This window comes from Halobellus sp. GM3, assembly GCF_052545375.1.
Window position 1 is genome coordinate 116,857 of record NZ_JBQWLT010000004.1, and the last position, 24,191, is coordinate 141,047.

Annotated in this window: 23 protein-coding genes; 13 read left to right on the forward strand and 10 right to left on the reverse strand. The window is 67.0% G+C overall.

Annotated elements, in window-relative coordinates:
- Nucleotides 1–67 precede the first annotated feature (67 nt).
- The 3 genes from nreA to ACT3HL_RS07965 all read right to left on the reverse strand — a co-directional run bounded on the left by nreA (nucleotide 68) and on the right by ACT3HL_RS07965 (nucleotide 4,477).
- Nucleotides 68–1,330, reverse strand: a complete 1,263-nt coding sequence (gene nreA / locus ACT3HL_RS07955) for a DNA repair protein NreA (RefSeq protein ID WP_445086289.1) — start codon at nucleotides 1,328–1,330, stop codon at nucleotides 68–70.
- A gap of 60 nt (nucleotides 1,331–1,390) precedes the next feature.
- Nucleotides 1,391–2,374, reverse strand: a complete 984-nt coding sequence (locus tag ACT3HL_RS07960; RefSeq protein WP_445086290.1) for a transcription initiation factor IIB — start codon at nucleotides 2,372–2,374, stop codon at nucleotides 1,391–1,393.
- Between the two features lie 174 nt (nucleotides 2,375–2,548).
- Nucleotides 2,549–4,477: a hypothetical protein gene (locus ACT3HL_RS07965; RefSeq protein ID WP_445086291.1), complete on the reverse strand. Its 1,929-nt coding sequence runs from the start codon at nucleotides 4,475–4,477 to the stop codon at nucleotides 2,549–2,551.
- A gap of 201 nt (nucleotides 4,478–4,678) precedes the next feature.
- Here ACT3HL_RS07965 and rnhA point away from each other — a divergent pair, with 201 nt between their 5' ends.
- On the forward strand, nucleotides 4,679–5,275 hold the full coding sequence (rnhA, locus tag ACT3HL_RS07970; protein WP_445086292.1) for a ribonuclease HI: 597 nt from the start codon (nucleotides 4,679–4,681) through the stop codon (nucleotides 5,273–5,275).
- Entirely contained in the window at nucleotides 5,268–5,897 is a 630-nt protein-coding gene (locus ACT3HL_RS07975) for a DUF7108 family protein (RefSeq protein WP_445086293.1), read from the forward strand. Before rnhA ends, ACT3HL_RS07975 begins: the two co-directional genes overlap by 8 nt.
- 27 nt (nucleotides 5,898–5,924) lie before the next feature.
- Here ACT3HL_RS07975 and ACT3HL_RS07980 read toward each other — a convergent pair whose 3' ends face one another.
- On the reverse strand, nucleotides 5,925–6,284 hold the full coding sequence (locus tag ACT3HL_RS07980) for a helix-turn-helix transcriptional regulator (protein WP_445086294.1): 360 nt from the start codon (nucleotides 6,282–6,284) through the stop codon (nucleotides 5,925–5,927).
- Between the two features lie 384 nt (nucleotides 6,285–6,668).
- On the opposite strand from ACT3HL_RS07980, the gene ACT3HL_RS07985 reads away from it, so the two are divergent.
- The 7 genes from ACT3HL_RS07985 (at nucleotide 6,669) to ACT3HL_RS08015 (ending at nucleotide 12,607) form a co-directional block, all read left to right on the forward strand.
- The gene (locus ACT3HL_RS07985; protein WP_445086295.1) at nucleotides 6,669–7,202 is read left to right on the forward strand and encodes an inorganic diphosphatase; all 534 of its coding nucleotides are present in this window, start codon (nucleotides 6,669–6,671) and stop codon (nucleotides 7,200–7,202) included.
- A gap of 204 nt (nucleotides 7,203–7,406) precedes the next feature.
- On the forward strand, nucleotides 7,407–7,556 hold the full coding sequence (locus ACT3HL_RS07990) for a hypothetical protein (protein ID WP_445086296.1): 150 nt from the start codon (nucleotides 7,407–7,409) through the stop codon (nucleotides 7,554–7,556).
- A 130-nt stretch (nucleotides 7,557–7,686) separates the two neighbouring features.
- Nucleotides 7,687–8,628 (forward strand): rhomboid family intramembrane serine protease, encoded by a 942-nt coding sequence (locus ACT3HL_RS07995; RefSeq protein ID WP_445086297.1) that lies wholly within the window; start codon nucleotides 7,687–7,689, stop codon nucleotides 8,626–8,628.
- Between the two features lie 4 nt (nucleotides 8,629–8,632).
- Nucleotides 8,633–9,469, forward strand: a complete 837-nt coding sequence (locus ACT3HL_RS08000) for an endonuclease V (protein ID WP_445086298.1) — start codon at nucleotides 8,633–8,635, stop codon at nucleotides 9,467–9,469.
- An 85-nt stretch (nucleotides 9,470–9,554) separates the two neighbouring features.
- Complete coding sequence (locus tag ACT3HL_RS08005; RefSeq protein ID WP_445086299.1) at nucleotides 9,555–10,076, forward strand: hypothetical protein; 522 nt, start codon at nucleotides 9,555–9,557, stop codon at nucleotides 10,074–10,076.
- A 91-nt stretch (nucleotides 10,077–10,167) separates the two neighbouring features.
- Nucleotides 10,168–12,093, forward strand: a complete 1,926-nt coding sequence (gene thrS, locus ACT3HL_RS08010; RefSeq protein ID WP_445086300.1) for a threonine--tRNA ligase — start codon at nucleotides 10,168–10,170, stop codon at nucleotides 12,091–12,093.
- Nucleotides 12,094–12,205: 112 nt separating this feature from the next.
- The gene (locus tag ACT3HL_RS08015; protein WP_445086301.1) at nucleotides 12,206–12,607 is read left to right on the forward strand and encodes a hotdog fold thioesterase; all 402 of its coding nucleotides are present in this window, start codon (nucleotides 12,206–12,208) and stop codon (nucleotides 12,605–12,607) included.
- A gap of 391 nt (nucleotides 12,608–12,998) precedes the next feature.
- Here the strand turns inward: ACT3HL_RS08015 and ACT3HL_RS08020 are convergent, their stop codons facing one another.
- Nucleotides 12,999–14,063, reverse strand: a complete 1,065-nt coding sequence (locus ACT3HL_RS08020) for an EamA family transporter (RefSeq protein ID WP_445086302.1) — start codon at nucleotides 14,061–14,063, stop codon at nucleotides 12,999–13,001.
- Nucleotides 14,064–14,296: 233 nt separating this feature from the next.
- On the opposite strand from ACT3HL_RS08020, the gene hflX reads away from it, so the two are divergent.
- Nucleotides 14,297–15,652: a GTPase HflX gene (gene hflX / locus ACT3HL_RS08025; RefSeq protein ID WP_445086303.1), complete on the forward strand. Its 1,356-nt coding sequence runs from the start codon at nucleotides 14,297–14,299 to the stop codon at nucleotides 15,650–15,652.
- A 29-nt stretch (nucleotides 15,653–15,681) separates the two neighbouring features.
- Here hflX and moaC read toward each other — a convergent pair whose 3' ends face one another.
- Together moaC and ACT3HL_RS08035 are read right to left on the reverse strand one after the other, a co-directional pair.
- Nucleotides 15,682–16,290: a cyclic pyranopterin monophosphate synthase MoaC gene (gene moaC / locus ACT3HL_RS08030; RefSeq protein WP_445086304.1), complete on the reverse strand. Its 609-nt coding sequence runs from the start codon at nucleotides 16,288–16,290 to the stop codon at nucleotides 15,682–15,684.
- Nucleotides 16,287–17,723, reverse strand: a complete 1,437-nt coding sequence (locus tag ACT3HL_RS08035) for an NAD(P)H-hydrate dehydratase (RefSeq protein WP_445086305.1) — start codon at nucleotides 17,721–17,723, stop codon at nucleotides 16,287–16,289. Before ACT3HL_RS08035 ends, moaC begins: the two co-directional genes overlap by 4 nt.
- A 155-nt stretch (nucleotides 17,724–17,878) precedes the next feature.
- Here ACT3HL_RS08035 and ACT3HL_RS08040 point away from each other — a divergent pair, with 155 nt between their 5' ends.
- Both ACT3HL_RS08040 and ACT3HL_RS08045 read left to right on the forward strand, forming a co-directional pair.
- Complete coding sequence (locus ACT3HL_RS08040) at nucleotides 17,879–18,250, forward strand: helix-turn-helix domain-containing protein (RefSeq protein ID WP_445086306.1); 372 nt, start codon at nucleotides 17,879–17,881, stop codon at nucleotides 18,248–18,250.
- Nucleotides 18,251–18,324: 74 nt separating this feature from the next.
- Entirely contained in the window at nucleotides 18,325–20,757 is a 2,433-nt protein-coding gene (locus tag ACT3HL_RS08045) for a helicase C-terminal domain-containing protein (protein WP_445086307.1), read from the forward strand.
- Here the strand turns inward: ACT3HL_RS08045 and ACT3HL_RS08050 are convergent.
- On the reverse strand, nucleotides 20,715–20,969 hold the full coding sequence (locus ACT3HL_RS08050) for a DUF7576 family protein (protein WP_445086308.1): 255 nt from the start codon (nucleotides 20,967–20,969) through the stop codon (nucleotides 20,715–20,717). The genes ACT3HL_RS08045 and ACT3HL_RS08050 overlap by 43 nt on opposite strands.
- Nucleotides 20,970–21,052: 83 nt before the next feature.
- Here ACT3HL_RS08050 and ACT3HL_RS08055 point away from each other — a divergent pair, with 83 nt between their 5' ends.
- On the forward strand, nucleotides 21,053–21,286 hold the full coding sequence (locus ACT3HL_RS08055) for a DUF7511 domain-containing protein (RefSeq protein ID WP_445086309.1): 234 nt from the start codon (nucleotides 21,053–21,055) through the stop codon (nucleotides 21,284–21,286).
- 49 nt (nucleotides 21,287–21,335) lie between these two features.
- On the opposite strand, the gene ACT3HL_RS08060 is transcribed toward ACT3HL_RS08055, so the two are convergent.
- Both ACT3HL_RS08060 and flaJ read right to left on the reverse strand, forming a co-directional pair.
- Entirely contained in the window at nucleotides 21,336–22,418 is a 1,083-nt protein-coding gene (locus tag ACT3HL_RS08060; protein WP_445086310.1) for a CheF family chemotaxis protein, read from the reverse strand.
- Nucleotides 22,415–24,172: an archaellar assembly protein FlaJ gene (gene flaJ / locus ACT3HL_RS08065; RefSeq protein ID WP_445086311.1), complete on the reverse strand. Its 1,758-nt coding sequence runs from the start codon at nucleotides 24,170–24,172 to the stop codon at nucleotides 22,415–22,417. The genes ACT3HL_RS08060 and flaJ overlap by 4 nt, the downstream gene beginning before the upstream one ends.
- Nucleotides 24,173–24,191: the final 19 nt, after the last annotated feature.

Consider the following 24,191-nt stretch of genomic DNA (forward strand, 5'->3'; position numbering starts at 1 on the left):
CGGCTTTCCACCGTGTGCGATTTTGTGTCACGCTTGCGCCGCAGGGAGTCAATCCCGACGCGACGCGCTATGCGAAGTCGCCGAAGGTCGTCTGCAACCCGGCGGCCATCGCCGACTTCCGACGGAGCGTCGGCAGCGACACGGGGAGGTGCTCTGTCACGCCGCGGACGGCCCCGGCGAACGTCTCGGCGGTGCCGCGCTCGTCCTCGAAGGCGTTCCGGACCGCCTCGCGCACCTGCCAGACGCCGACCGGCCCCCAGTACTCCGCGGAGACGTGCCGGAGGACGAGCGCCTTCGCCTGCCGGCCGCGTTCCTCCAAGTGTTCGAGGACGCCGAGTCGCGCCGCGTGATACGCTCCCGCGGTCTCGTCGACGTAGCCCGTCCGTCCCTCCGAGCCCTCCCGGTCGGCGGCGAGGTACATCCCCGCCTCGGGGTCGGGGTTCCAGACGCTGCCAGGCGCTTTCATCTCTACGAGTTCGTACTCCCACCGCCCGGGCGCGAGGATCACCCAGAACGCGTTGCCCATGAACTCGTTGCGGTGGATCTCGACGCCGTCGATGCCGGGGTTCCCCCGAATGCGTCCCCGGAGGTACTGACCGACCGTGTCGTCGACGGCGGTGATCGACCAGCGCGTCGGGACGAGTCGCCGCTGCTCGGTCTGGCCGAGCGCGCCCGCGGAGAGAATCGTGTTGACGTCGTAGACGTCGAACCCCCTGCGGTAGAGGTAGTTGATCGCGCCCTCGGCGTTCCAGTCGTCGTCTTCGAGCGTCTTCTCGACCGGACGGGGGACGTGCGGGTTCTCCGCGAGGTCCGCCGTTCGGGCGCGGGCGCGAGGGCCGACCGGGGTCGCCACGTCGTCGATGCCGACGTCGAGGTCGACGTCGGGGCGCTCGTCGAGGCCGATCTCGACGGTGACGGGGCGGTCCGCGATCGCCACCTCGCGCTGGGTGCCGAGGAAGCCGTCCCAGGAGTCGGCGACGTTCGTCACCTTCGTCGACCGGTTCGAGTTCAGAAGCGAGGTGCGCCGCGCGAACACGTCGTCGATCGAGACGCGCTCGTCGTACCACGCGCCGGAGGTCTCGAAGCGCTCGGCGTCGTCGTCGTGGCCGACCGGCGACAGCAACCCCGTCGACACGCGCGGGTAGTTCGACGTCCCGACGAAGATCGACGGGGAGACGCCGCCGTACAGCGAGTCGCCCTGCAGCGTCTCCTCGAAGCGGTCCTGAAACGTCTCGAGGTGATCGAGGATGTCGTAGGACTTCTCCTCGGCGAGTCGCCGACGCTCGGCCCGCTCGTTGCGCTCGATGTCGACGTACTCGTCCAGTTTCATCGTGTGTCACTCCGCCGGCGACGGATATGAACGTTCGGCGTCGGCCCCGACGGGCGACGACTAACTGTGGATGCCCATCGCTTCGATCTGCTCTTGATAGCGGTTGCGGATGGTGACTTCGGTCACCTGCGCGACGTCTGCGACCTCGCGTTGGGTCTTCTTCTCGTTGCAGAGCAGCGACGCCGCGTAGATCGCCGCGGCCGCGAAGCCCGTCGGCGACTTCCCCGAGAGCAGGCCCTTCTCGGAGGTCGTCTCGATGATCTCGTCGGCCTTCGACTGGACTTCCTTCGAGAGCTCGAGCTCCGAGCAAAAGCGCGGGACGTACTTCTTCGGGTCGACGGGGCGCATCTCCAGTCCCAGCTCCTGAGAGATGTAGCGGTACGTCCGGCCGATCTCCTTGCGGTCGACCCGCGAGACCTCGGCGATCTCCTCGAGCGAGCGGGGGATGCCCTCCTTTCGGCAGGCGGCGTAGAGCGCGGAGGTGGCGACGCCCTCGATCGATCGCCCGCGGATGAGGTCCTCGCTGAGCGCGCGTCGGTAGATCACGGACGCGACCTCGCGTACCGAGCGCGGGACGCCGAGCGCCGACGCCATCCGGTCGATTTCGGAGAGCGCGAACTGGAGGTTGCGCTCGCCGGCGTCCTTCGTCCGGATGCGCTCTTGCCACTTCCGCAGCCGGTGCATCTGCGAGCGCTTGCGCGAGGAGATCGAGCGCCCGTAGGCGTCTTTGTCCTTCCAGTCGATCGTCGTCGTCAGCCCCTTGTCGTGCATCGTCTGCGTCGTGGGCGCGCCCACGCGGGACTTCGACTGCCGCTCTGAGTGGTTGAATGCCCGCCACTCCGGTCCCGGGTCGATCTGCTCTTCCTCGACGACGATCCCCGTCGGCTCGTGTATGAGTTCCCCGTCCCCCGTCCGGACGAGGTCCTCCTCGTCCATCTCCTCTCTGTCGATGTCGTCTTCCGCTTCGTCCGCCTCGTCTTCGCGCTCGCCCTGCCATCGCGTCCTCTCGGCGTTCTGTTCCCGCTGGCGGGTGGGCCGTGTCATCGCATTTTTATATTCGCTGTCTCGACACAGTTAAACCCTCGGCCGACGAGGCCCGAAGATCCGGTCGGTCACGGCGGCCTCGCGGGGGCGTCGAGGACGCAGCGACCGCTCGCAGTCCCTCGAAACCGCGCGCTGCCGTTCGAAACAGGACGGGGACCGTCGGCGCCGATCGAGTCAATCCAGCAGCCGCGGGAGTGCCCCGACGAGAAAGCCCAGCGTCGAAACCGCGCCCACGGCGAGCAAGAACGGCCGGAGAGCGGCCGACGCGTCCACTACTGATATGCCGGCGAACCCGCTGACGAAAAGCGCCGCGAAGACCGCGGCACAGCCGCCCCAACAGAGCGTGAACACGACCACCCCGAGCCGCGTGTACGTGCTCCGGCTCAGCGTTCGAGACAGGGACGGAAGCTCCGATTCGAGCCCGAACTTCGAGAGCGTCGCCTCGTCGGCGCTGAGTCGACTGATGAGCTTCGTCCGCTGCTCGAGGACGTAGCTGACTCGATGCCCCTCGTAGTCCAGCCACGTCCCGACGCGCCCCGCCCAGAGTCCGAGTGCGACCGTCGACACTCGCAGGCGCGTGAACTCGTCGCCCACCGACGCGGCGAACGTCGCGCCCGCGGCGGCGACGAGCAGCGCCGGCAGGAGCAGGTCCCACCGAGAGTACGTTCGGTCCGGTCCGAAATCGGCGAGGTTCGACTCCCTGTCGCCCCACAGTAACTCGAAGAACGCGTAGGCGACGATGATGCTCCCCGCACCGCCGAGGAGCACGAAGAGCGCTGATGAAACCGTCGAGCTGACCACGCCGACGATCGCCGACACGATCGACACCGCGAACAGCACCACGAGCAGGAGTCCAGAGGCGACGAGGAACTTCCCGGCGTCGGTGAGCAGCCGCTTCACGCTCGTCGCGAGCGCGCCGACGGCGCTCGTTCGCGGGCGGAGCTCGAAGGTGCCGTTCGATTTCGCCTGCGCGATCGACTCCTCGAGGTGCTCGGGATCGTTCGGGAAGTCCTCGTATCGGAGCTCACCGTCGACGCGGGCGACCCAGTACCGGTCGCCGTCGTAGGTGTACTCGGCGGTCTCACAGTCCGCCCGCGACTGCGTGATCTCGTGGCGGAACAGATGCATCCCCGAGACCGTCTCGCTCACGCGCTCGTCGTTCACCGGACGCGTCGTCTCGACCACGCGCCCGTCGCCGCTTTGGATCGCTCGCGCGGGAACGTGGTCGGCGTCGACCTCCAGATTCGTCGACCGCTCGAACGAGAGCGTTCCGACGGTGGCGGTGACGGTCTTTCCATCGCCCTCGCAGGTGCTGCACTGGATGTCGCCTTTCCCATCGCAGTTGCGGCAGGTGATCGAGCCGTCGCCGCCGCAGTTCGAGCAGGTCTCCGTCTGCTCGCCGCCACAGGACTCACACGTCGTCGCACCCTCGCCGAAACACGTCGAGCACTGCTCGGTGTAGGCCTCTGTCTCGGTTTGCGTCCCGCGACCCCCACACGTCGGACAGTCGACGACGCCCTTGCCCCGACAGTTCGAGCAGTCCTCGTCGTCGCCCAGACACTCCGGGCACTTGATCCGCATGTTGCCGCCGCACTGCTCGCAGGGACGGCTCTGCTCTCGTGTTTTCTGGACGCTGCCGTCCCCGCCGCAGGTGTCGCAGGGGTTCTCTCCCTCCCCGCCACACCGGTGACAGTCGACGATCCTGTCGCCGCTGCACTCCGGGCACGTCTCCGTCTTCTCGCCGTGGCACGTCGAACAGGGCCGTCGGCCGGACCCGTCGCATCCCTCACAGGGCGTCGGCGTCTCCTCGGAGATGTAGTTGGCGTCGATCGAGTTGAACCCGCTCGGGGCGCCGCTCCAGCGGTCCGCCAGCGTGTTTCTGCCGCGCCGCTTCGAGCGGTACGCCGACGCGGGCATCTTTCGTCGCTTGCGCGACTCCGTGACGAAGAGCCGCTCGTGTTGTTTGATACCGATCGTTTCGGTGTGTTCGTCGAGCACGGTCCCGCGGCGGGCGACGTCGTCCGCCACCTCCCGCCGGGACGCGAGCGCCTCGAGTAGTGCTTCCCCCACCGCCTCGTCGACTGATTCGAGAGTCTCCGGCACGGAACGATGTGATCTGAACGGCATATTAGATGTTTCGACCGACAAGTCTGCGCGGTGTCGGTTTGGGCGTGTGGGACGCTTTTGCCGTGTCGGCCTATTTCGCGTGTGATTCACGTTGCAACGCTGATGCGCGGTCGGCGGAGCAGACGTCGCGCCCGCGATACCGAACGCTTCTTTTCCTCCGCTCCACGTCTCTCGGGTATGCCGAGCATCGAGTGCGACCCCGACGTCGCCCGCGAGCGACTGGAAGATGCGGGCGTCGACGTCGCGGACGGGAACACCGAATACGAGCGGTGGCGGGCAACGCGGGGCGGGGCCACCGCCGTCGCCTACGACGACACGGTGGTCGTCCAGGGCTCGCGGCCGACCGAGCTGCTGGCGCTTCTCAGACCCGCCGGCGGCGGCAGAGCGCACGCGTACTTCGACGGCGCGAGCCGCGGGAACCCCGGGCCGGCCGCGATCGGCTGGGTCCTCGTGACGAGCGAGGGTATCGTCGCCGAGGGCGGCGAGCGGATCGGCGAGACGACGAACAACCGCGCCGAGTACGAGGCGCTCATCCGCGCGCTGGAGGCCGCGCGCGAGTACGGCTTCGAGGAGGTCGACGTCCGCGGCGACTCGCAGTTGATCGCGAGACAGGTCCGCGGCGAGTACGACACGAACAGCCCGGCGCTCCGCGAGCGGCGCGTGCGGGCCCTCGAGTTGCTCGAGGACTTCGATCGGTGGTCGATCGAGCACGTACCGAGGGAGGTAAACGACCGCGCGGACTCACTCGCGAACGAGGCACTCGACAATGGGTGAGAAACGTCGCGCGGAGTCCGACCGACCGACGATCGAAGGCGATCCGGGGGATCTCGAGGCGCCGTCGGGGGGGGCCGAGGAGGTCCCACCGGAGGTCGTCGAGGAGGCCGAACGGCTGACGCGACTCGCCGCGGACGCGGTCGACCCCGAGGCCGAAGACGCCTACCGGGACTACCGCGACGATCTCGTCGGGGAGCACGATTTCACCGCGCGCGTCCGCGAGGACGACGACACGCTCGTGTTGTACCCCGAGAAATGGGTCGACGGCAGTACCGTGCAGTTCGATCGCATCGAGGACACCGACCGCGCGGTCGAGGTGTCGCTTTCGGGGCCCGACCACGGGGCCGAGTGGGACGACGTCGAGGCGGCGAACGCGGCGGTCGTCGAGGCCGTCGAGAACCGCCACGGACCGGACCACGCCGCGAACGTCCGCGCGTTCGCGGACTTCATGGGTAACCACTATCTGAAGTGCGTCGCCGAGGCCACGCGGGCCGAGAGAGCGGAGTTCCTCACGGAGTATTACCCCCGGAACGTGTGGCCGTCGAAAGAACAGGAATCCATCGTCGCCGAGAGCGTCGATCTCGTGACCGACGTCGTCGACGACGGCGTGCCCGGAACCTGATGCGCTCCGCAGTCGGTTGGTCGTCGGTTACCGGTGTTCGTCGACGAGGTCGACGACCTCGCCGGCGCGGTCGTCGCCGGTGACGAACTTCGCGAGCATCCAGTCGAACTGATCGAGGAGCGCGTCGTGGCCCTGCTCTGTGAGTGCGTACTGGTTGGTCCGCTTGTCGAGTTCGCTCTTTTCGACCAGCCCCATATCGACGAGATCGTCGAGGTTGGGGTAGAGCCGCCCGTGGTTCACTTCCGTCCCGTAGTACTCCTCGAGATTCCGCTTGATCGCGAGGCCGTACATCGGCTCCTCTGCCAGGATGACGAGGATGTTCTGCTGAAACGCGGTGAGGTCGCGTACCACGCTCGTGTCGTCAGTAACTGTTTGTGCCTCTGACATACTGGATGAAAAGTCGCCGGGATATTTAACCTTTCTCAACTGAAGTTATTTCACACGGCTCGATGCTCGAATAACGACTCTATACGCTCGCTATCGGACGATTAGGGCTCGTTCGGGGGGCTGAATTTCCGGGCGCGTACCAGCGCCTTTCTCCTCAGAGCCCTCTCACAGGCATACCTAAAGGGTACTCTCCGCTTCTCGAGTATTCGATCAGATAGCGGGAGATGAGTCTCTCAGAGACGGATCACTCATCCACTGAGCGGCGGCGGTCGCTGGCTCCCTCGTCGACTCGGTCGCGAGACGCGACGGTGAACACAGGCCCCGGTGTACCGCGAGTGACGGCGATGCGAAAGGACTTTTTGCTTCTTCGGCGACAGAGCAGGTATGACGAACCTCTGGGAAGAGCTGGAGACCGGCCCGGACGCGCCGGACGTCGTATACGCCGTTATCGAGTGCCTAAAGGGCGAACGGAACAAATACGAGTACGACAAGGACGTCCCCGGCGTGGTCCTCGACCGCGTCCTTCACTCGAACGTTCACTACCCCTCGGACTACGGCTTCCTGCCGCAGACGTACTACGACGACGGCGATCCGTTCGACATCCTCGTGCTCGTCGAGGACCAGACGTTCCCGGGGTGCATCATCGAGGCCCGTCCGGTCGCGCTGATGCGGATGGACGACGACGGCGAGAAGGACGACAAGGTGATCGCCGTCCCCGCCGAGGACCCCCGTTACGACACCGTCGAGGACGTCGACGACCTCACCGACCAGCAGAAAGCGGAGATTTCGGAGTTCTTCGAGACGTACAAGAACCTCGAGGAGGGCAAACAGACGGAGACGCTCGGATGGGAGGACGCCGCCGCGGCGAAAGACGCCGTCGAGCACGCGATGGACCTCTACGAGGAGAACTTCGCGTAAGCCGCTCTCTCGTACGGAATCACTCGTTCTGTCCGGACGCGACCGTCGCATTGGCGACTGATGTCGCGTCTCGGTACCGCTTCGATAGTTCCCCGTCAGCCGCGGTTCCGCGGTGCGATACCTCCCGGTAATCACCGCCGTCGCGACCGATGCGTTATGCGTATGAGTAATCTTTTACTCGTCGAGAGCGAAGTGTGAGACGTGATGGCCACAAGTACCCCGCGCCTCGGCGTCGACCACCCGACGGTCGTCCCCACCGACTTCCGCCGCGAGGACGACGCGGAGGAGGAACCGGCAGCGGAGACGCCGACAGACGAGGGCGACGAACGCGGTCCGACCGCTCCCAGCGCATAGAGGGCCGCATCGAGGGTGTCCGAGCGGTTTTGAAAACGCGCGACGGTGCGCCGCTCTGCGAGTGGCGTACCCGAGTCGAGACGGCCGATAAGGGGAACCGCTTTTACTCCCGCCGCAACTACGGTGCGTGATGGCTACCTGCGACGAGTGTGGAACGCACGAGAACCTCCCGTACCAGTGCCGCCGGTGCGGGAACACGTTCTGTGCTGAACACCGGCTCCCGGAGAACCACGACTGTCCGGGGCTCGGCGAGTGGAACGATCCCTCCGGCGTCTTCGACAGCGGCTTCGACGACTCAGTGCAGCACCGGAGCGGAACCGCACGCGGCGGATACGTCGACCGACTCACCGGGGCCGGCGGCCCGCTCGGCTACTTCCGTGGAAATATGAGCTACGTCTTCCTCGGCGCGATGTGGATCACGTTCGCGCTGCAGTTCTTCGTCTTTCCGCTGCTTCTCGACGCGTCTCCCCGGAGCTCGCTCTGGCAGGCCGTCTTCGTGCTCTCGCCCGGTCACATCGAGTACGTCTGGACGTGGGTCACCTCCATCTTCGCCCACGGCGGCTTCACGCACATCGCGTTCAACAGCATCGCGCTGTACTTCTTCGGCCCGGTCGTCGAGCGCTACCTCGATACGAAGCGCTTCACCGCGCTCTTTTTCGCTGCCGGAATCATCGCGGGGCTGGCGCAGGTCCTCTCGACGCTTCTCACGGTCGGAGAGCTCGGCGCGGGCGTCGTCGGCGCTTCGGGCGCGATCATGGGCGTCCTCGGCGTGCTCACGATCCTGAACCCGAACCTGAAGGTGTATCTGTACTTCATTATCCCGATGCCGCTGTGGGTGCTGACGTTCGGCTTCGCCGCCTTCAGTATCATCGCGGGCTTCGGCGTCGCGGCCGGCACGGGGATCGGCAGCAACGTCGCCCACCTCGCACACCTCGCCGGCCTCGTCGTCGGACTGGTGTACGGCGTGCGGGTGAAGGGCCGCGTCGGCGTGCCGAACTCCCTGCAGTTCGGCCGCGGCGGCGGCGGGATGGGCGGCCCCGGCGGACCGGGCGGTCCCGGCCGTCGACGTTGAGTCGATGCGCCCCGTCCGCCCCGAGTTCGTCCCGGACGCGACGGCGACCCGCGAGGAGATGGAGGCGCTCCAGTTGGACGTCGCCGCCGCGGCGACGTGGCGGGACGACCTCGGCTTCGACCCGACCGCCGCGTCGCTTCTCGGTGAGTACACGCTCGATCAAGCGGCGTCCACTATCGACCAATCAGCGTCTACGACCGACCAAGCGGCCTCTGCGACCGACGACCGCCCGCTCGTCGCCGGCGTCGATCAGGCGTTCCTCGACGACCGCGCGGTCAGCGCCGTGGTCGTCAGCCGCGGCGAGACGGTCGTCGAGCGCGCCCACGCCGTGACAGACTTGGAGATCCCCTACATCCCCGGGCTGCTCGCCTTCCGAGAGGGCGGGCCGATCCTCGCGGCGTTCGCCGCGTTGGACTGTGAGCCCGATCTCGTCGTCTTCGACGGCAGCGGCCGCATCCACTTCCGGCAGGCGGGGCTCGCCACCCACCTCGGCGTGACGCTCGACGTGCCGAGCGTCGGCGTCGCCAAGCGACTGCTGTGCGGCGCGCCCGCCTCGGACGTCGACGGTCGGCCCGCCGGTTGGCGGACGCCGATCCTCGCGGACGATAGCGTCGAGAACGCCGAGCCCGGAGAGCGAATCGGCCACGCGCTCCAGTCCCGACAGTACGACTCGCGGCCGATCATCAACCCACTGTACGTCAGCCCGGGCCACCGCGTGAGCGTCGACACCGCGACCGACCTCGTCGAAGGGCTCTGTGCGGACTACAAGCTCCCGGAGCCGACGCGGCTCGCCGACGCCCGCGCCGACGAGGTGAAGCGGGACGTGGCGACCGAGGAGTGAACCGATCGGACCCGGCGGTCCGTCCGTACAACGATTGTTTGAGTCTCCACAAGGGACTTTCCCCGAGCGGCCGTAGGGGCGTGTGATGCCCGCGTTCAGACCGTCACTCGCCGTCGTCCTCGCCGCGCTGTTGCTCACTGCCGGCTGTCTCGGCGGGACGCCGGGGACCGGGACCGACTCGGCCACGCCGACGCAGACGCCCACGGCGATGCCCGGAACGCCGACGCCCACGCCCGACCCGACGCCGGGTGAGACGCCCACCGATGAGTGGAACCCGACCGAACGGGCCTCCGAGCAGCCGGATCTCGACAAGTCGATCCGCGTGGATAACCGGTGGAATCAGTCGGTCGAGATACGGATTCGCGTCGTTCGCGAGGCGACGAACGCGACCGTCTACGAGGAGACAGAGACGTTCGCGTCGGGGGCTGACCGCGAGGTGTACAACCTCGCTGATGCCGATCCCGACGGGATCGAGTCCTTCCGGGTAACGGCGACCGCCCGCGGGGCGACCGAGAGCGTGACGGTCGAAACGAACGCGTGCTATGGGAACGCATACGTCGAGATTCAGGACGACGGCGCGCTGTACCTCTACTACGCGATCTGTTGACGCCGCTGACACCGCGGTGGAACGCCGCCCCGGACCCGAGCCGTCCACCGACTCGAAAACACTTATTCGTGCGCTCGCACTCCGAACGCGTATGAGCGAAATCGTTGTCCGCCTCCCCGACGGCTCGGAACTGTCCGTCTCGGAGGGCGCGACGGTCGAGGACGTCGCCTACGAGATCGGACCCGGACTCGGCCGCGACACGGTCGCTGGCGTCGTCGACGGCGAGCTCGTCGACAAGGCCGCGCCCGTCCACGACGGCGCAGAGATCGTCATCGTCACGGACCAGAGCGACGAGTACCTCCGCGTCCTGCGACACTCCGCCGCGCACGTCTTCGCGCAGGCGCTCCAGCGACTCCGCCCCGAGGCGAAACTCGCGATCGGCCCGCCGACCGACGAGGGCTTCTACTACGACGTCGCGAACGTCGACCTCGACGCCGACGACCTCGAGGCGATCGAAGACGAGATGGAGGACATTCTGGCGGCGGATCTCCCGATCGAACGCGAACTGCGCGACCGCGAGGACGCCGTCTCGACGTACGAGGAGAACCGCTATAAGCGCGAGATCCTCGGAGACGAGGCCGCGGGCGAGGACCCCGTCTCCTTCTACGTCCAGGGCGACTTCGAGGACCTCTGTCAGGGGCCGCACGTCGAATCGACCGGCGATATCGGCGCGGTGAAACTGCTGAACATCTCTTCTGCGTACTGGCGCGGCGACGAGGACGAGGACACGCTGACGCGCGTCTACGGGACGGCCTTCGAGTCCGAATCCGATCTCGAAGACTACCTCACGCTCCGCGAGGAGGCCCAAGAGCGCGATCACCGGAAGCTCGGACAGGAGCTCGATCTCTTCTCGATTCCGGAGGTCACGGGGCCCGGCCTGCCGCTGTATCACCCGAACGGCAAGAAGATCCTCGACGAACTCGCCTCGTACGCGCGCGATCTCAACGTCGACGCCGGCTACGACCCCGTCGAGACGCCGCACCTGTTCCGGACGGAGCTGTGGAAGAAGTCGGGGCACTACGACAACTACGTCGACGATATGTTCCTGATGGACGTCAACGACGAGGAATACGGGCTGAAACCGATGAACTGCCCGGGGCACGCGACGATCTTCGATCAGAAGTCGTGGTCCTACCGCGACCTGCCCGTGCGGTACTTCGAGGACGGAAAGGTGTACAGAAAAGAGCAGCGCGGCGAGCTTTCGGGGCTCTCGCGAGTCTGGTCGTTCACCATCGACGACGGCCACCTGTTCTGCCGGCCCGAACAGATCGAAGCGGAGGTCAATCAGGTGATGGACGCCATCTACGAGGTGCTCGACACCTTCGAGCTCGACGCCCACGTGGCGTTGGCGACGCGTCCGGAGAAGTCCGTCGGCGGCGACGAGATCTGGGAGCAGGCCGAATCCCAGCTCCGGTCGGTGCTCGAGAGCCAGGGCCTCGACTACGACCTCGAACCCGGCGACGGGGCGTTCTACGGCCCGAAGATCGACTTCGCCTTCGAGGACGCGTTGGGGCGAAAGTGGGACGGTCCGACGGTCCAACTCGACTTCAACATGCCCGAGCGCTTCGAGCTGTCATACACGGGCGAGGACAACGAGGAACACCGTCCGGTGATGATCCACCGCGCGCTCTACGGCTCCTACGAGCGGTTCTTCATGGTTCTCATCGAGCACTTCGACGGGAAGTTCCCCCTCTGGCTCGCGCCCGAACAGGTGCGGGTCCTCCCGATCAGCGACGACCAGCTGGGCTACGCTCACCGCGTGAAGAACCAACTCGGCGACTTTCGAACCTCGGTCGAGGACCGCTCGTGGACGCTCGGCCGCAAGATCCGGGAGGCACAGGAGGACCGCATCCCGTACATGCTCGTTGTCGGCGGCGACGAGGAGGAGGCGGGGACCATCTCCGTCCGCGACCGCAAAGAGCGCGAGCGCGACGGCGTCGAAGTGGAGGCGTTCCGGGCGCACCTCGAAGACGAGTACGCCCAAAAGCGGATCGAGCCGGACTTCATCGACGAGTAACGCACTCTCTGTTTTTCGCGAAGGGCCCGCTGGCTTCGCCCTCAGCGCTGGATAGCACGGGAAGCGAGCCTGCGTAAGAAGATATATAAGAGCTATTACCGCCCACATTGGTATGGGAGAAGAAAGTGGACGGGATCCGAACGTACCTCTAAACGATCCGTTTAGCCGACATATCGGCATCTCCTTCGAGACCGTGTCAGACGGGAAGTCAGTCGCAAAGATGGAGGTTACGGAGGATCACTTGAACGCGAACGGGACACTCCACGGTGGAGCGATTTTTTCCTTGGCGGATGCTACCGCAGGAGCCGCGCTGAACTCGCTGTGGGCGGAGCAGACCGGTGTGGCGCTGGAAGCGAATGTCTCGTTTCTCTCCGCTGCTGAGCGTACCGATACCGTGATCGGAAGAGCCGAGGTCACCGAGGAGGGCAGAAAGACGGCCGAGATAACAGTTACAGTAGAACTGGCCGACGGGACCAAGGTCGCCTCCTCGAGATCGCGGGGGTACAAGCTGTAATACAGTCGCGTTCACAACTGATCGCTCTTCCGCTCGCATACGGCGCGCGATCGAGTGAGCGAAGGCCTGCAAACGTATTATCGGCCACCCAGCCGGGAGTAGTGGAGCGCCGACGAAACCACAGACTCTCCTCAGGGACCTTCGTCGGTGACCGCCGAATTCAGACCGATGAGGCGTTTCCGCAGTTCCGTGACCTCGCCTCCGTTCGCGCCCGGTTTGCGTGGAGCCACGCTCGATAGCATTCCGGCTCCAATCCCCGCCCTCGGGTGGCGAACGTCCGAACCTCGTTACGGATCTCGCGTGGCCCGCCATCGAACGCCGCCGCGAGCGCGACGAAAAAACCGAATCAGCGCTGCAAACAACCGCTCGTGAAGCGTTCGTTCACACCTCGTCAGTCGGCGTCGGAGCCGAACCCGCTTGTCGTCGAAGTGTAAAGGTCCTCGGAGGCGACGTCGCGCTCGAAGGTGAGCCCGCGGCCGCGTTGGATGGCCCGGTAGTTGAACGACCGTATCGGATTCTGCAGTTCAGCGCGGACACCGACCACCGCCAGGCGTTCGCGGACGACCTCGTGTTTCACGAGGAGGAACCCGGCGAAGATGCCGAAAAAGCCGAGGGCGGTCGTCGCGCTCACCGTTTGGCCGAACAGGGCCCACGCGCCGAGGGCGGCGACGATCGGCTGGAAGTACGTGACGAGGTTGCTCTCGGCCGGACCGATGCGCTCGTGCAGCGCGAAGTAGATGAGAAAGCCGATCACGCCGGAGATCACCGTCAGGTACGCCAGCGCGGCGAGCGCCGTCGTCGACCACTCGACGGTCGCGACGGCCTCACCGCGGGCGAGCGATCCGGCGAACAGCGCGGCCGCGCCGAGGAGCATCGCCCAGCCCTGCATCGAGACGTCCGAGAGCGTCGTGCGGAGCGGCGTCGACAGCACCGAGCCGAGCGCGAAGCTCCCGGCGGCGACGAAGAGGACCGCGATTCCGACGACGTCGCTCGCGAGGAGGTTCGCGGGGTCGAAGTCGGCGACGACCGCCACCCCGACGAGACCCAACAGGAACCCGACGCCGGCGAGCCAGTCCAGCGAGTCGTCCAAGAGTGCCGCCGCGAACGCCGCGGTCAGGACGGGCGAGAGGCTCACGACGACGGCTGCGACGGGACCGGGGACCGAGAGCTGTCCGAGATACAGGAGCGCGTGGTACACGCCGACGAGGAAGACGCCGACGACGGCGACGTTCAGCCACTCGGTGCGGCCGCGCGGCCGCACGCGATCGGTCGTGAGCGCGGCGTACGCGAGGACGAGCACGCCGGCGAGCGCGTAGCGGACGCCCGCGAAGTACAGCGGGGGGACGTACGCGAGTCCGGCTTCGATGGCGACGAACGACAGGCCCCACACCGTCGCGAGCGCGACGAACAACGTCGCGTCGGGTGGGAGAAATTGGGAACGAATCCGACGTATCATTGAGTGTGCTCTCTCGGAGCCGCATCTGTTTAAACTTAACTACAAGAAATTAGTTATCAATCGTTTCCAATCCACGATATTCGTATAGTCCTGACTATTTATGCTAGGTATTCCGTGAACCGTTGCTATCTATTCGAGATCGGTTCGGGTAGCGTTCAAGTGGTTCGGCCGCGTACCTCTCATCAGACAGTGCAGGTGAACGATTCCGAACTCGCCGCGTCCGCGGTGAGACCATGAGCGGAGCGGGACGGGTCGTCGTCGCGAAGCGGGTCGACGGCGGCGAGTCAGCCGACCTGAGCGAGATCGAAGACCTCGCTCGCGCGGCCGGCTACGAGGTCGCGGGACGGCTCTCGCAGTCGCGCGAGGAGGACGCCGCCTACCACTTCGGCGAGGGGAAGGTCACAGAGCTCGCGGCGCTCGTGCGCGAGACGGACGCGACCGCCGTCGTCGTCGACAACCGCCTCGGGCCGTATCAGACGTACAACATCGGCGGGAAGATCCCAGCGGGCGTCGAGGTGATCGACCGCTTCACGCTCATCCTCGACATCTTCGGCCAGCGCGCGAACACCCGGAAGGCGCAGCTGCAGGTGGAGCTCGCGGAACTGCGCTATGAGCTGCCGCGCGCGGAGGCGAAGGCGTCGCTGGCGAAGCGCGATGAGCGCCCCGGCTTTATGGGCCTCGGCGAGTACGACGAGAGCCGCGAGCGCGACATCAAAGCGCAGATCTCCCGGATCAAACAGGAACTCGACGCCATCGCCGAGAAGGAGGAGACGCGCCGCGAGCAGCGCCGGGAGTCGGGGTTCGACCTCGTCGCGCTCGCGGGCTACACCAACGCCGGCAAGTCGACGCTGATGCGGCGGCTCGCCGACGACCTCGACGTCGGGGAGAACGAGGGCCTGCATCCCGACCTCGACCCGACCGCCGAGTCCGAAGACCGGCTGTTCACGACGCTCGGAACGACGACGCGGCGCGCGGACACGGGGACGCGAGACGTGCTCTTGACCGACACGGTCGGGTTCATCTCGGACCTGCCGCACTGGCTCGTCGAGTCCTTCGAGTCGACGCTGGATTCGGTCTACCGCGCCGATCTCGTGTTGCTCGTCGTCGACGCCTCCGAGCCGATCGAGGAGATGCGCGAGAAGCTCCTGACCTGTCACGACACGCTCTATGAGCGAAACGAGGCGCCGATCGTCACCGTCCTCAACAAGATCGACCGCGTCGACGACGAGGAGTTGGCGGCGAAGCGCTCGGCGCTCGAGGCGCTCGCGCCGACTCCCGTGGCGGTGTCCGGGCTGACGGGCGAGAACGTCGAGGAACTGACCGCCCGAATCGAGGCCGACCTGCCCGCGTGGCGCGAGGAGCGGCTGCTGTTGCCGCTGTCCGACGACGCGATGAGTCTCGTCTCCTGGCTCTACGACCACGGCCACGTCGAGCGCGAGGAGTACACCGACGAGGACGTCCTCGTCGAGTTCTCCGCGCGCCCCGCTATCGTCGAGAAGGCGCGGGCGAGAGCCGCCGACGTCACCGTCCCCGACGAACGAACCGATCAGGCAGACGGATCCGGGCGGGCGGAGTCCGTCGAACAGTAGCGGAAGGCGGGCCGACGGGCCCGTCGGGGTCACTCGGCGTCGACACGGTGTTTCTCCTTCGAGACGACTTCGACATCGGTGATCCGGGTGTCGGGGTACTGCCCGCGCTCGGTCTTCTCGGCGGCTTTGACCATGTCCCAGACGACGTTCAATCCGGTGGTGACGCCCGCTAAGGCCTCCATCTCGCAGCCGGTCTTGCCGGTCGTCTCGACGGCGACGGTGAGCGTCACGCGGTCCTCCCGGACGTCGAAGTCGGTGTCGACGTTGGTGATCGGGATCTGATGGCACATCGGGATGGTCTCCCACGTGTGTTTGACGGCCTGGACCGCGCCGATCCGAGCCGTCGCGAGCACGTCGCCCTTGCCGATCTCGTCGTCGCGGACCGCGCCGATCGTCGACTCCGTCAGGTGGATCGTCCCCCGCGCGACGGCGCGGCGGTTCGTATCCGGCTTCGAGCCGACGTCGACCATCTGCACGTCTCCCGTCTCGTCGACGTGCGTGAGGTCCGCGTCGGCGTCGCTTCCGCGCTGTTCGCCCGGCCGTCGGTCGTCCGGCCGCCGATCACTCGATCGCCGGTCGTCGGTGTTCTCGGTGCTGTCGGTGCTATCTGTGTCGTCAGTGTCGTCGGTGGCAGTCATTCGGCGTCCCTCCGGAGGGCCGCGGGCAGTCGGTCGATCAGGTCCGTCGCGAGCAGGCCGTAGCCGTGTGCCTCGACCGCGGCGTCGCCGGCGCGTCCGTTCGCGTACGCCGCGACGGCGGCTGCCGGAAGCGGCGGGAGGACACACGAGAGCGCCCCGGCCGCGCCGGCGAGCACATCGCCGGTGCCACCGACGGTCATTCCGGGGTTTCCGGTGCGGTTCACCCGCGTCTCCTCGCCGTCGGAGACGACGTCGTACGCGCCCTTCACCAAGAGGACGTGCCCGAGGTCCGCGGCGAACTCGGAAACGAGCTCCGCGCGGTTCCGCCAGTCCTCGTCGGTCTCGCCGCCCATCTTCCGCAACTCGCCCTGGTGGGGCGTACAGAGGAGCGTCGCGCCGGTGTCGACCCCGGGAACCACTTGGAGGGCGTCTGCGTCGACGACGGCCGTCCCGTCGTAGCGTTCGAGGAAGTCGCCGACGGCGGCGAGCGTCGACTCGTGGCTCCCCAGTCCGGGCCCGAGGACCGTCGTGTCGTGCTCGCCGGCGAGCGACAGGAGCGATTCGACGTGGGCGGGCCCGAGGTGCTCGCCGTCGTACGGCCGGAGGATGAGGTTCTCGCTGTACCCTTGGATTTCCCGCGCGACCGACGCGGGACAGGCGACGCGAACGAGGTCCGCGCCCGCCCTGAGCGCCGCCTGCGCGGCGAGCGCGGGCGCGCCGGTGTAGGGGCCGCCGCCGACGATCAGCACCTCGCCGAAATCGCCCTTGTGGCTCTGTCGAGGCCGGCCGAGCGCGAGCAGGTCGCCCGGTCCGGTGAACCGTTCTGCGGCCTCGGGGATCCCGATGTCCGCGACGGTCACGTCGGCGTCGAGCGCCGACAGGCCGGGCTTCGCGTCGTGGAACGTCACCACGTGGTCGGCCTCGACGGCGACGCCCGCGGCGTTCCCCGTGTCGGCGTCGACGCCGGAGGGAACGTCGACCGCGAGGACCGCCGCGTTGAGTCCGTTGATCGCGCGCGCGGCCGTCGCGGCGGGTTCGCGCAGCGCGCCGGTCACGCCCGTCCCGAGCATCGCGTCGACGACGACGTCGGGGTCGCCGAGATCGAGATCCGCGGAATCGGTCACGACCGTCGTGTCGTACTCGGCCGCCCGCAGCGCCGCCCAGTTCTCGCTGGCGATGCGGGTGGTGATCGTCTCCGGGCGGCCGAGCAGGTGAACGGTCACCTCGAAGTCGTCCAGAAAGCGCGCGGCCGCCAGCCCGTCACCGCCGTTGTTGCCGCGACCGGCCACGACGGCGACGGACGCACCCCGATCCGCCAGACGGCGTACCCCGCGGGCGACGGCGTTACCGCTCGACTCCATCAACTGCTTGCGGGGGACGCCCAGCGCCTCGGCGTTGCGGTCCACCGCGGCCATTCGATCGCTGGTGATCATACCCGGCCGTTCGGCACGGATCGGCGTAAAAGGGGGTGGATACGAGTCCTCGCCGACCGCTGACCGGGTCCGTCCGTGACCGAACCGATCACGCGTGATCGGGGTTGTATCAGAAATACGAAACGTTTAGGTCGAAGGGACCACGAAGTATGGGTATGTCGGGGTTGCTACCGTCGGCGACTGAGCGGCGTCCCGCGGACGACCGCGGCGGCGACCTCCGCGTGATCCCGCTCGACGACGACGAAGCCGCGAGACTGATCCGGTGTCTCGCCTCCGACACCGCCCGCTCGACGCTCTCGGCCCTCCAGCGGGACGCCGCCACCGCGTCCGAACTCGCCGAGGACGTGGACACGTCGCTGCAGAACGTGCGCCACCACCTCGAGAACCTCCTCGACGCCGGCCTCGTTCGCGTCGCCGGCACCCGCTACTCGGTCAAGGGGCGGGAGATGAAGGTGTACGCGCCGACGCGGGACTCCCTCGTTGTCTGCGTGGGCGAGGCGGTCGACGTCGACGGCTCGATCGAGTAGCGCCGTTCTCGGGGAGCGGACCGACTCGCGACGAAGCTTTATATCCGAACCCGCGACCAGTCACCGACACCGATATGAGCGCGGCGAGGCGAATCCGAGACGTGAGTTGGCAGGCGGTCTTCGGCCACGACGAGCCGTACCCCGAACAAGCCGACGGCATCGACGCCGCGATCGACGTCGCCGAGCGCAGCTCGGCGAGCAGCCAGACGCAGTCTGGCAACGCCGAGGAGCGCGGCTTCCTCGTCGTCGAGGGCGCCTGCGGCACCGGAAAGACGATGCTCGCGCTCACCGCGGGCATCGACCGCGTTCGGGACCCCGATTCGGACTACGAGCGCGTGCTCGTACTGACGAGCGTCAAACAGCAGTTGCGTCAGTTCGAATCGGACCTCGAGACGATCAACGCGAACCTCCCCGCGGACTGGTCGCCTGTTTCGGGGCTGACGCTCGTCGGGAAGGCGGACGTCTGTCCCTACAGCCGAGAGGGCGTCGCCGGCGTCGACGACGGGACGGTGTATGACCGCTGTGAGGGGCTGCGCGAGCGGACGCGGAACCTCGTCGGAGAGGACGGCGAGACCTCGACGGGGACGCTCGTCTCGGAGGCGCGCGCGACGCAGACGGGGCTGCTCGACTCGGGCGCGACGCAGGGGCCGGAGTACCTTTCTACCGCGGGCGAGCCGACGCCGTACCTCCCCGAAACGTCTACGTACGGCGACACCGAGTACTGCCCCTTCTATGCCACGTTCCTCGATGACCTCCCCGAAGAGGGCGATCCGATCGAGGCGGTCCCGTTCGACCCGACCGAGCGGGGCCACATCGCCCCCGACGAGCTCGTTGGACTGAGCGCCGGCTACGGCACCTGCCCGCACTCGGTGATGGGCGCGCTCGTCCCGCACGTCGAGGTCGTCCTCGGGAACTACTACCACGCGTTCGACCCCACGACGGTCGGCTCGTTCACCGGCGCGCTCCTCGACGACGAGACGTTCGTGGTCTGCGATGAGGCCCACATGCTCGAACCGCGCGTTCGCGACCTCGTGAGCGACGGCGTCGGCGAGTCGACGCTCCGGGACGCCCAGAACGAACTGACGCGGGTGATCCAGCCGATCGAGTTCGAAGAGGCCGGCAAGTCGAGTTCGGGCGGCGACGCGACGAGCGCGGATTTGGTCCGCGGAGAACTCTCTGACGCCGACGTGACGCTTCGAGAAGTCCGCGAGACGCGCGAGTTCGTCGCCGACCTCCGATCGGAGATCGACCGACGGGTGCGCGCGCACTTGGATCAGACCCTGCCGGACTGGCGAGCGGACCTCACGCGGCTCGACGACGAGGAGATCCCCCTCCGCGACCCCGAAGCGCCGGGCGTCGACGAACTGACCGAGTGGGCCGCGGAAGCCGGCTACGACGAGGCGACGTGGGTGCGAGCGGAGTCCGTGGGGGCCGTCGTCGCCCGCATCCTGAACGAGGCCGAGGACGACGACGTGCGGCGGGCCGCGCCGGCCGTCGGTCGCACGCTCGCGAACTGGGCCCGAAGCGACCACCTCGCGTACTTCCGGGAGCTCGAACTGGAACGGACGTGGGACGACACGGAGAGAGACGGCTCGTGGCGGCGCGCCTACAACGCTCGCCTCGCGCTGCACAACTGCGTGCCCGGGGAGGCTATCGCCGAGCGACTCGGCGAGTTCGGGGGCGGCGTGCTCATGTCTGCGACGCTCGAACCGATGGACGTCTTCCGGGAGGTGACCGGTCTCGACGCGCTCGCGGCGGACGGTCGCCCGGTCGAAGCGCGGACGTACGGGCTCTCGTTTCCCGCGGAGAACCGCGCGTCCTTCGCGGTCGACGCGCCGAAGTTCACGCACGAGAACCGCGGGTCGCCGGGCGAGTCGAACCCAGCCCGCCGCGCGTACGTCGACGCCGTCTGCGAGATCGCCCGCTCGCCGGGGAACGTGCTCGTCGGGATGCCGAACTACGCGGAGGCGGCGTGGATGGCCGGGGAACTGGAGTCGAGACTCGACCGGCCGGTCCTCCTCGATGAGTCCTCCGGCGACGACGCCACCGAGGCGCTGAAGGCCGACTTCTTCGACGGCGAGCCGAAAGTGTTGGTGACGAGCCTCCGGGGCACGCTCACCGAGGGCGTCGACTACCGCGGCGACCGCCTCGCGGCCGCAGTCGTCTGCGGCGTTCCCCTCATCGACACCTCCAGCCCGCGGACGCGCGCGGTGAAGACGGCCTACGACCGCCGGTTCGGGTCCGACGAGAACGGCGGACGGAGCGGGTTCGAGACGGCGCTGACGGTCCCCGCGGTGCGGAAGGCGCGGCAGGCGATCGGGCGCGTCATCCGCTCGCCCGACGAGGTGGGAATCCGCGCGCTCGTCGACGCCAGATACGCCCGGCGGTCGTGGGACAGCGTCCGCGAGTACCTCCCCGACGCCGAGCGCGAAGAGTTCGCGCCGGTCTCTCCGGACATGCTCGGCTACGGCGTCGAGCGGTTCTGGTCCTCGGTCGAGGAGTCGTGAGCGCGGGCCCCGTGGTCGGCTTTACACTCGTCCGAGCAGAAGTGCCGGTGCGCGACGCGGTCGTCTTCGATCCACGTGACGACGCGGTGCGTCGGCGACTGAACGATCTTCGCACCGCAGGTCGCACACTCGGGCGCGTCGGCTTCGTCGACGTCTGTTCCGAGATCGGAAGTCGGATCTACCATCTTCGCGTTCTTGGTCGCCGCGCTCACTTGACTCCGTCGCCCCGACTGAACTCTCCCGCTAACGGCAGCGGTTTAGTAGCCCCGGACCCATAGGTCGGACGTGGACTGAGATGTCCGATTCGCCCCGCAATCACAACAACTCCGTTTCGGAGTCGGTCGCCGACGGCGACGACTACAGCCGCGCCCGCTACCCGCAGATCACACTGCGGAGCGTCGTCGTCCGATACGAGGAGCGCCCGGACCGCTGTACGGTCTATCCCCGGCGGGAGCGCTGCTGTGAGCGCGTCGACGCGTGGCTCTCCGCCGACGCCGACGCGTTCGTCCCGCTCGAAGAGATGCGGTGAAAAGCGGTCGAAGGGCGCGTTACGGCGGTCGCGAGGCGAACGTCACCGGTCACACGTTGATGTCCTCGAACTCCTCGTTGACGATGAACCGACCCTGCGGCGTGAGGTCGACCGGCGTCTCCTCGTCGGTGATGAGGTCGTTCTCGTAGAGCGACTCCAGTCTGGCCTCGAGTTCGGCGTCGTCGATGTCGAGAAGCGAGGGGAGGTCGATCTCCTCGCTCGTGGAGTACAAGCCGACGAGCACCTCGAGTTCGTGCTCTTCGACGTCGACGTCGCGGACGTCGCTTTTGATCCAGTGGTAGATGAGCCGGAGGTACCGGCCTAGGATGTTCATCTTCCGCCGCGACCCCATCGAGATCTCGGAGGTGACCGTCTGTCCGTTCTCGACGTGCTGCACCGAGAGCACCAGAACCGAGTCGCCGTCGGCGTCGGTCCGCTCGATCACCTCGAAGAAGACGACCGAGGCGAGGTCGATCGAGAAGGGACCGTCCTCGGAGGTGGGGACGTCCCCGCCGGTGAACGAGACCGACTCGTAATCCAGATGGAGGCCGGTCTTGCGCTTCGGCGTGTCCATCACGCGCCCGCCGACTTTCGCGGGGTGGGTGACGAGCGCTGTCGATCCGTTCAGCGTCGCCCGGAAGAGCAACAGCGAGAACTTCTCGATGGTCTCTCTGTCGCCGCCGATGACGGTCGTCCGGCGGTAGTCGCCCTCGACGTAGCCGACCATCACGGTGTAATCGAAGAACTCTTCGACCTCGGGGGGCACCTGCCCGACCGCGATATCGAAGATTGCGGTGATCGGGATCGTGGTCTTCGCCTCAGACGTCGCGAGGACGAGTCGGCGATCGCTCATCAGGACGCGCCCCTTCACCGGGTCGAAGGCGGCGTCGCCGCCGGCGACGAAGTTCGCGACGAAGTCGACCACGATCGACTCCCCGTCGGAGGTGCGACGCGAGTCCTTCTGCGACGCCGTCGAGCCCGATTTCGGGTTCGAGCGTTTCTTCCCGCTCTGGCGTTCCCCGTCGCCGTTTTGCGTCCGGTACGCCTCGAGGAGCTCGGAACGCTGCTTTGCGACCTCGTCGTGTTCGGAGGTCCCGACGTCTCGCGCTCCGTCGGAATCGGGCGCCGTCATACGCTGATCAGCGCTCCCGCGAGCGACGACGTCAGCACGGCGCTTCCGGAGCCGATCCACACGAGCACGACGAAGTGGAGATAGGCGTTCACCTTGTGGCCGCCGTCGACCATCCGGATCATGAGCGCCGAGAGGACGGCGTTGAACAGAATGATCATCGAAAGCAGGTACTCGATGACCGGGATGTTGTAGACGCCGGCGTAGATGATCTGCCCGAACTCGAACTGCGCGAGGTTCAGATCCGAGGAGAACGTCGCGAGGATCTCGACGACCTCCAGCCCGATGAAGAATGCGAACGACGCCGAGGCGGTGATGCCGTAGAGCACGCCGATGAGCGTCACGGTCGCCTGGTCGCGCTGTCGCCGGAGCTTGATCACCTCGTTCATGTTCTCCGAGATGAGCTCCCCGAGCTGTTTCGGCGTCCCGCCCATCTGCCGCCCCACGAGGTACATCTCGGAGAACTTCTGGATGAGATACGAGCTCGTCTCCGCGGTGAAGAAGAACCACGAGCGGTCGGGGGCGACCCGCATGTTCAGCCGGGTGTAGAGCCGGTCGATCTCGCGTGAGAGCACGCCGAAGTCCTTCTCGCGGAGCGTCTCCAGCACCGCGCGAGTGGTCGACTGCTTCGCGCTTTCGGAGGCGCCGAGCGCCCGGATGAACCCGGGGTACTCCTCGTCGCGCTCTTTGATCCCGTTCTCGTGATAGCGCGCGACGAGGCCCGGAACGGCCAGCGGCGTCAGCGGCGCAGCGATGAGAATCGGTACCGGCGTATCGAGCATCACCCGGTGGACGGCGTCGCCGAGCGCGGTCCAGCCCGCGACACCCAATCCGAGGATCCCGACGAAGACGAGGCTCAGGCCCACCGCCCCGAAGAGGGCGATATCGACCTGTCGGTCCATCTTCGTGCGGTACTGGTCCTGCTGGTACCACAGCGGATCGTACGGCGACATCGTCCTGATGACGTAGTAGAACCCGAGCTGAACGAAGACGAAGAGCACGATGACGGCCGCGATCGTCATCGTCGCGTCCGTCCCCGTGAGAATCGGGAGGACGATCGCGTTGATGATCGCGAACGTCATCGAGAGAATCATCGAGAGATAGAGGTCCTTCAGGACGTCGAGGTTCCCGAGTGCGCCCTCGTAGACGGTGACGTACTTCTCGATCATCGTCTGCTGTTCGCCGAGCAGGAAGTCGTCGAGGCTCTGTCCGGCGTTCAGCGAGTACGCGAGTCGGTCGAGAAAGTCGCTGAGCTCCTTCGAGGGGACGGCCCGCGCGCGCCGCTGCAGCGCGTCGTCGAGCGACTGGTTCCACGTGTCGACGAGCTCCGTGATCCGACGCATCTCGACGGCGAGTTCGCCGTACTCCTCCTCGCGACCGAGCTGTCTGAACACGGCTACGCGGTCGATGTTCGTCGTCGACAGCACCGTCAGGTGCGTGATGACGAGATGGAGTTGGTTCTCCAGCCCACGGCGCTGCTCTTCGACGAGCAACCGCGGGTAGAGCACGCCGGCCAGAAGCATCAGCGCCCCGAGCAAGAAGATCGGGATCCGAACCAGAACCGGGAGCGGAAGCAACACCGCGCCGACAACGCCGAGCACGAAGAGCAACACGGTCGGCACGAGCACGGTGAGCGCGTACTTCCGATTGTCCATCGGCATCTGCTCGTACGCCTCGAGCGTCGATGAGGCGAACTCCCGGAACTGCCGCTTTTGCGAGCTCAATCCGACGTCGGGACCGGCCTGCGTTTCGCTCATTGATCCACCTCGAGTTCGT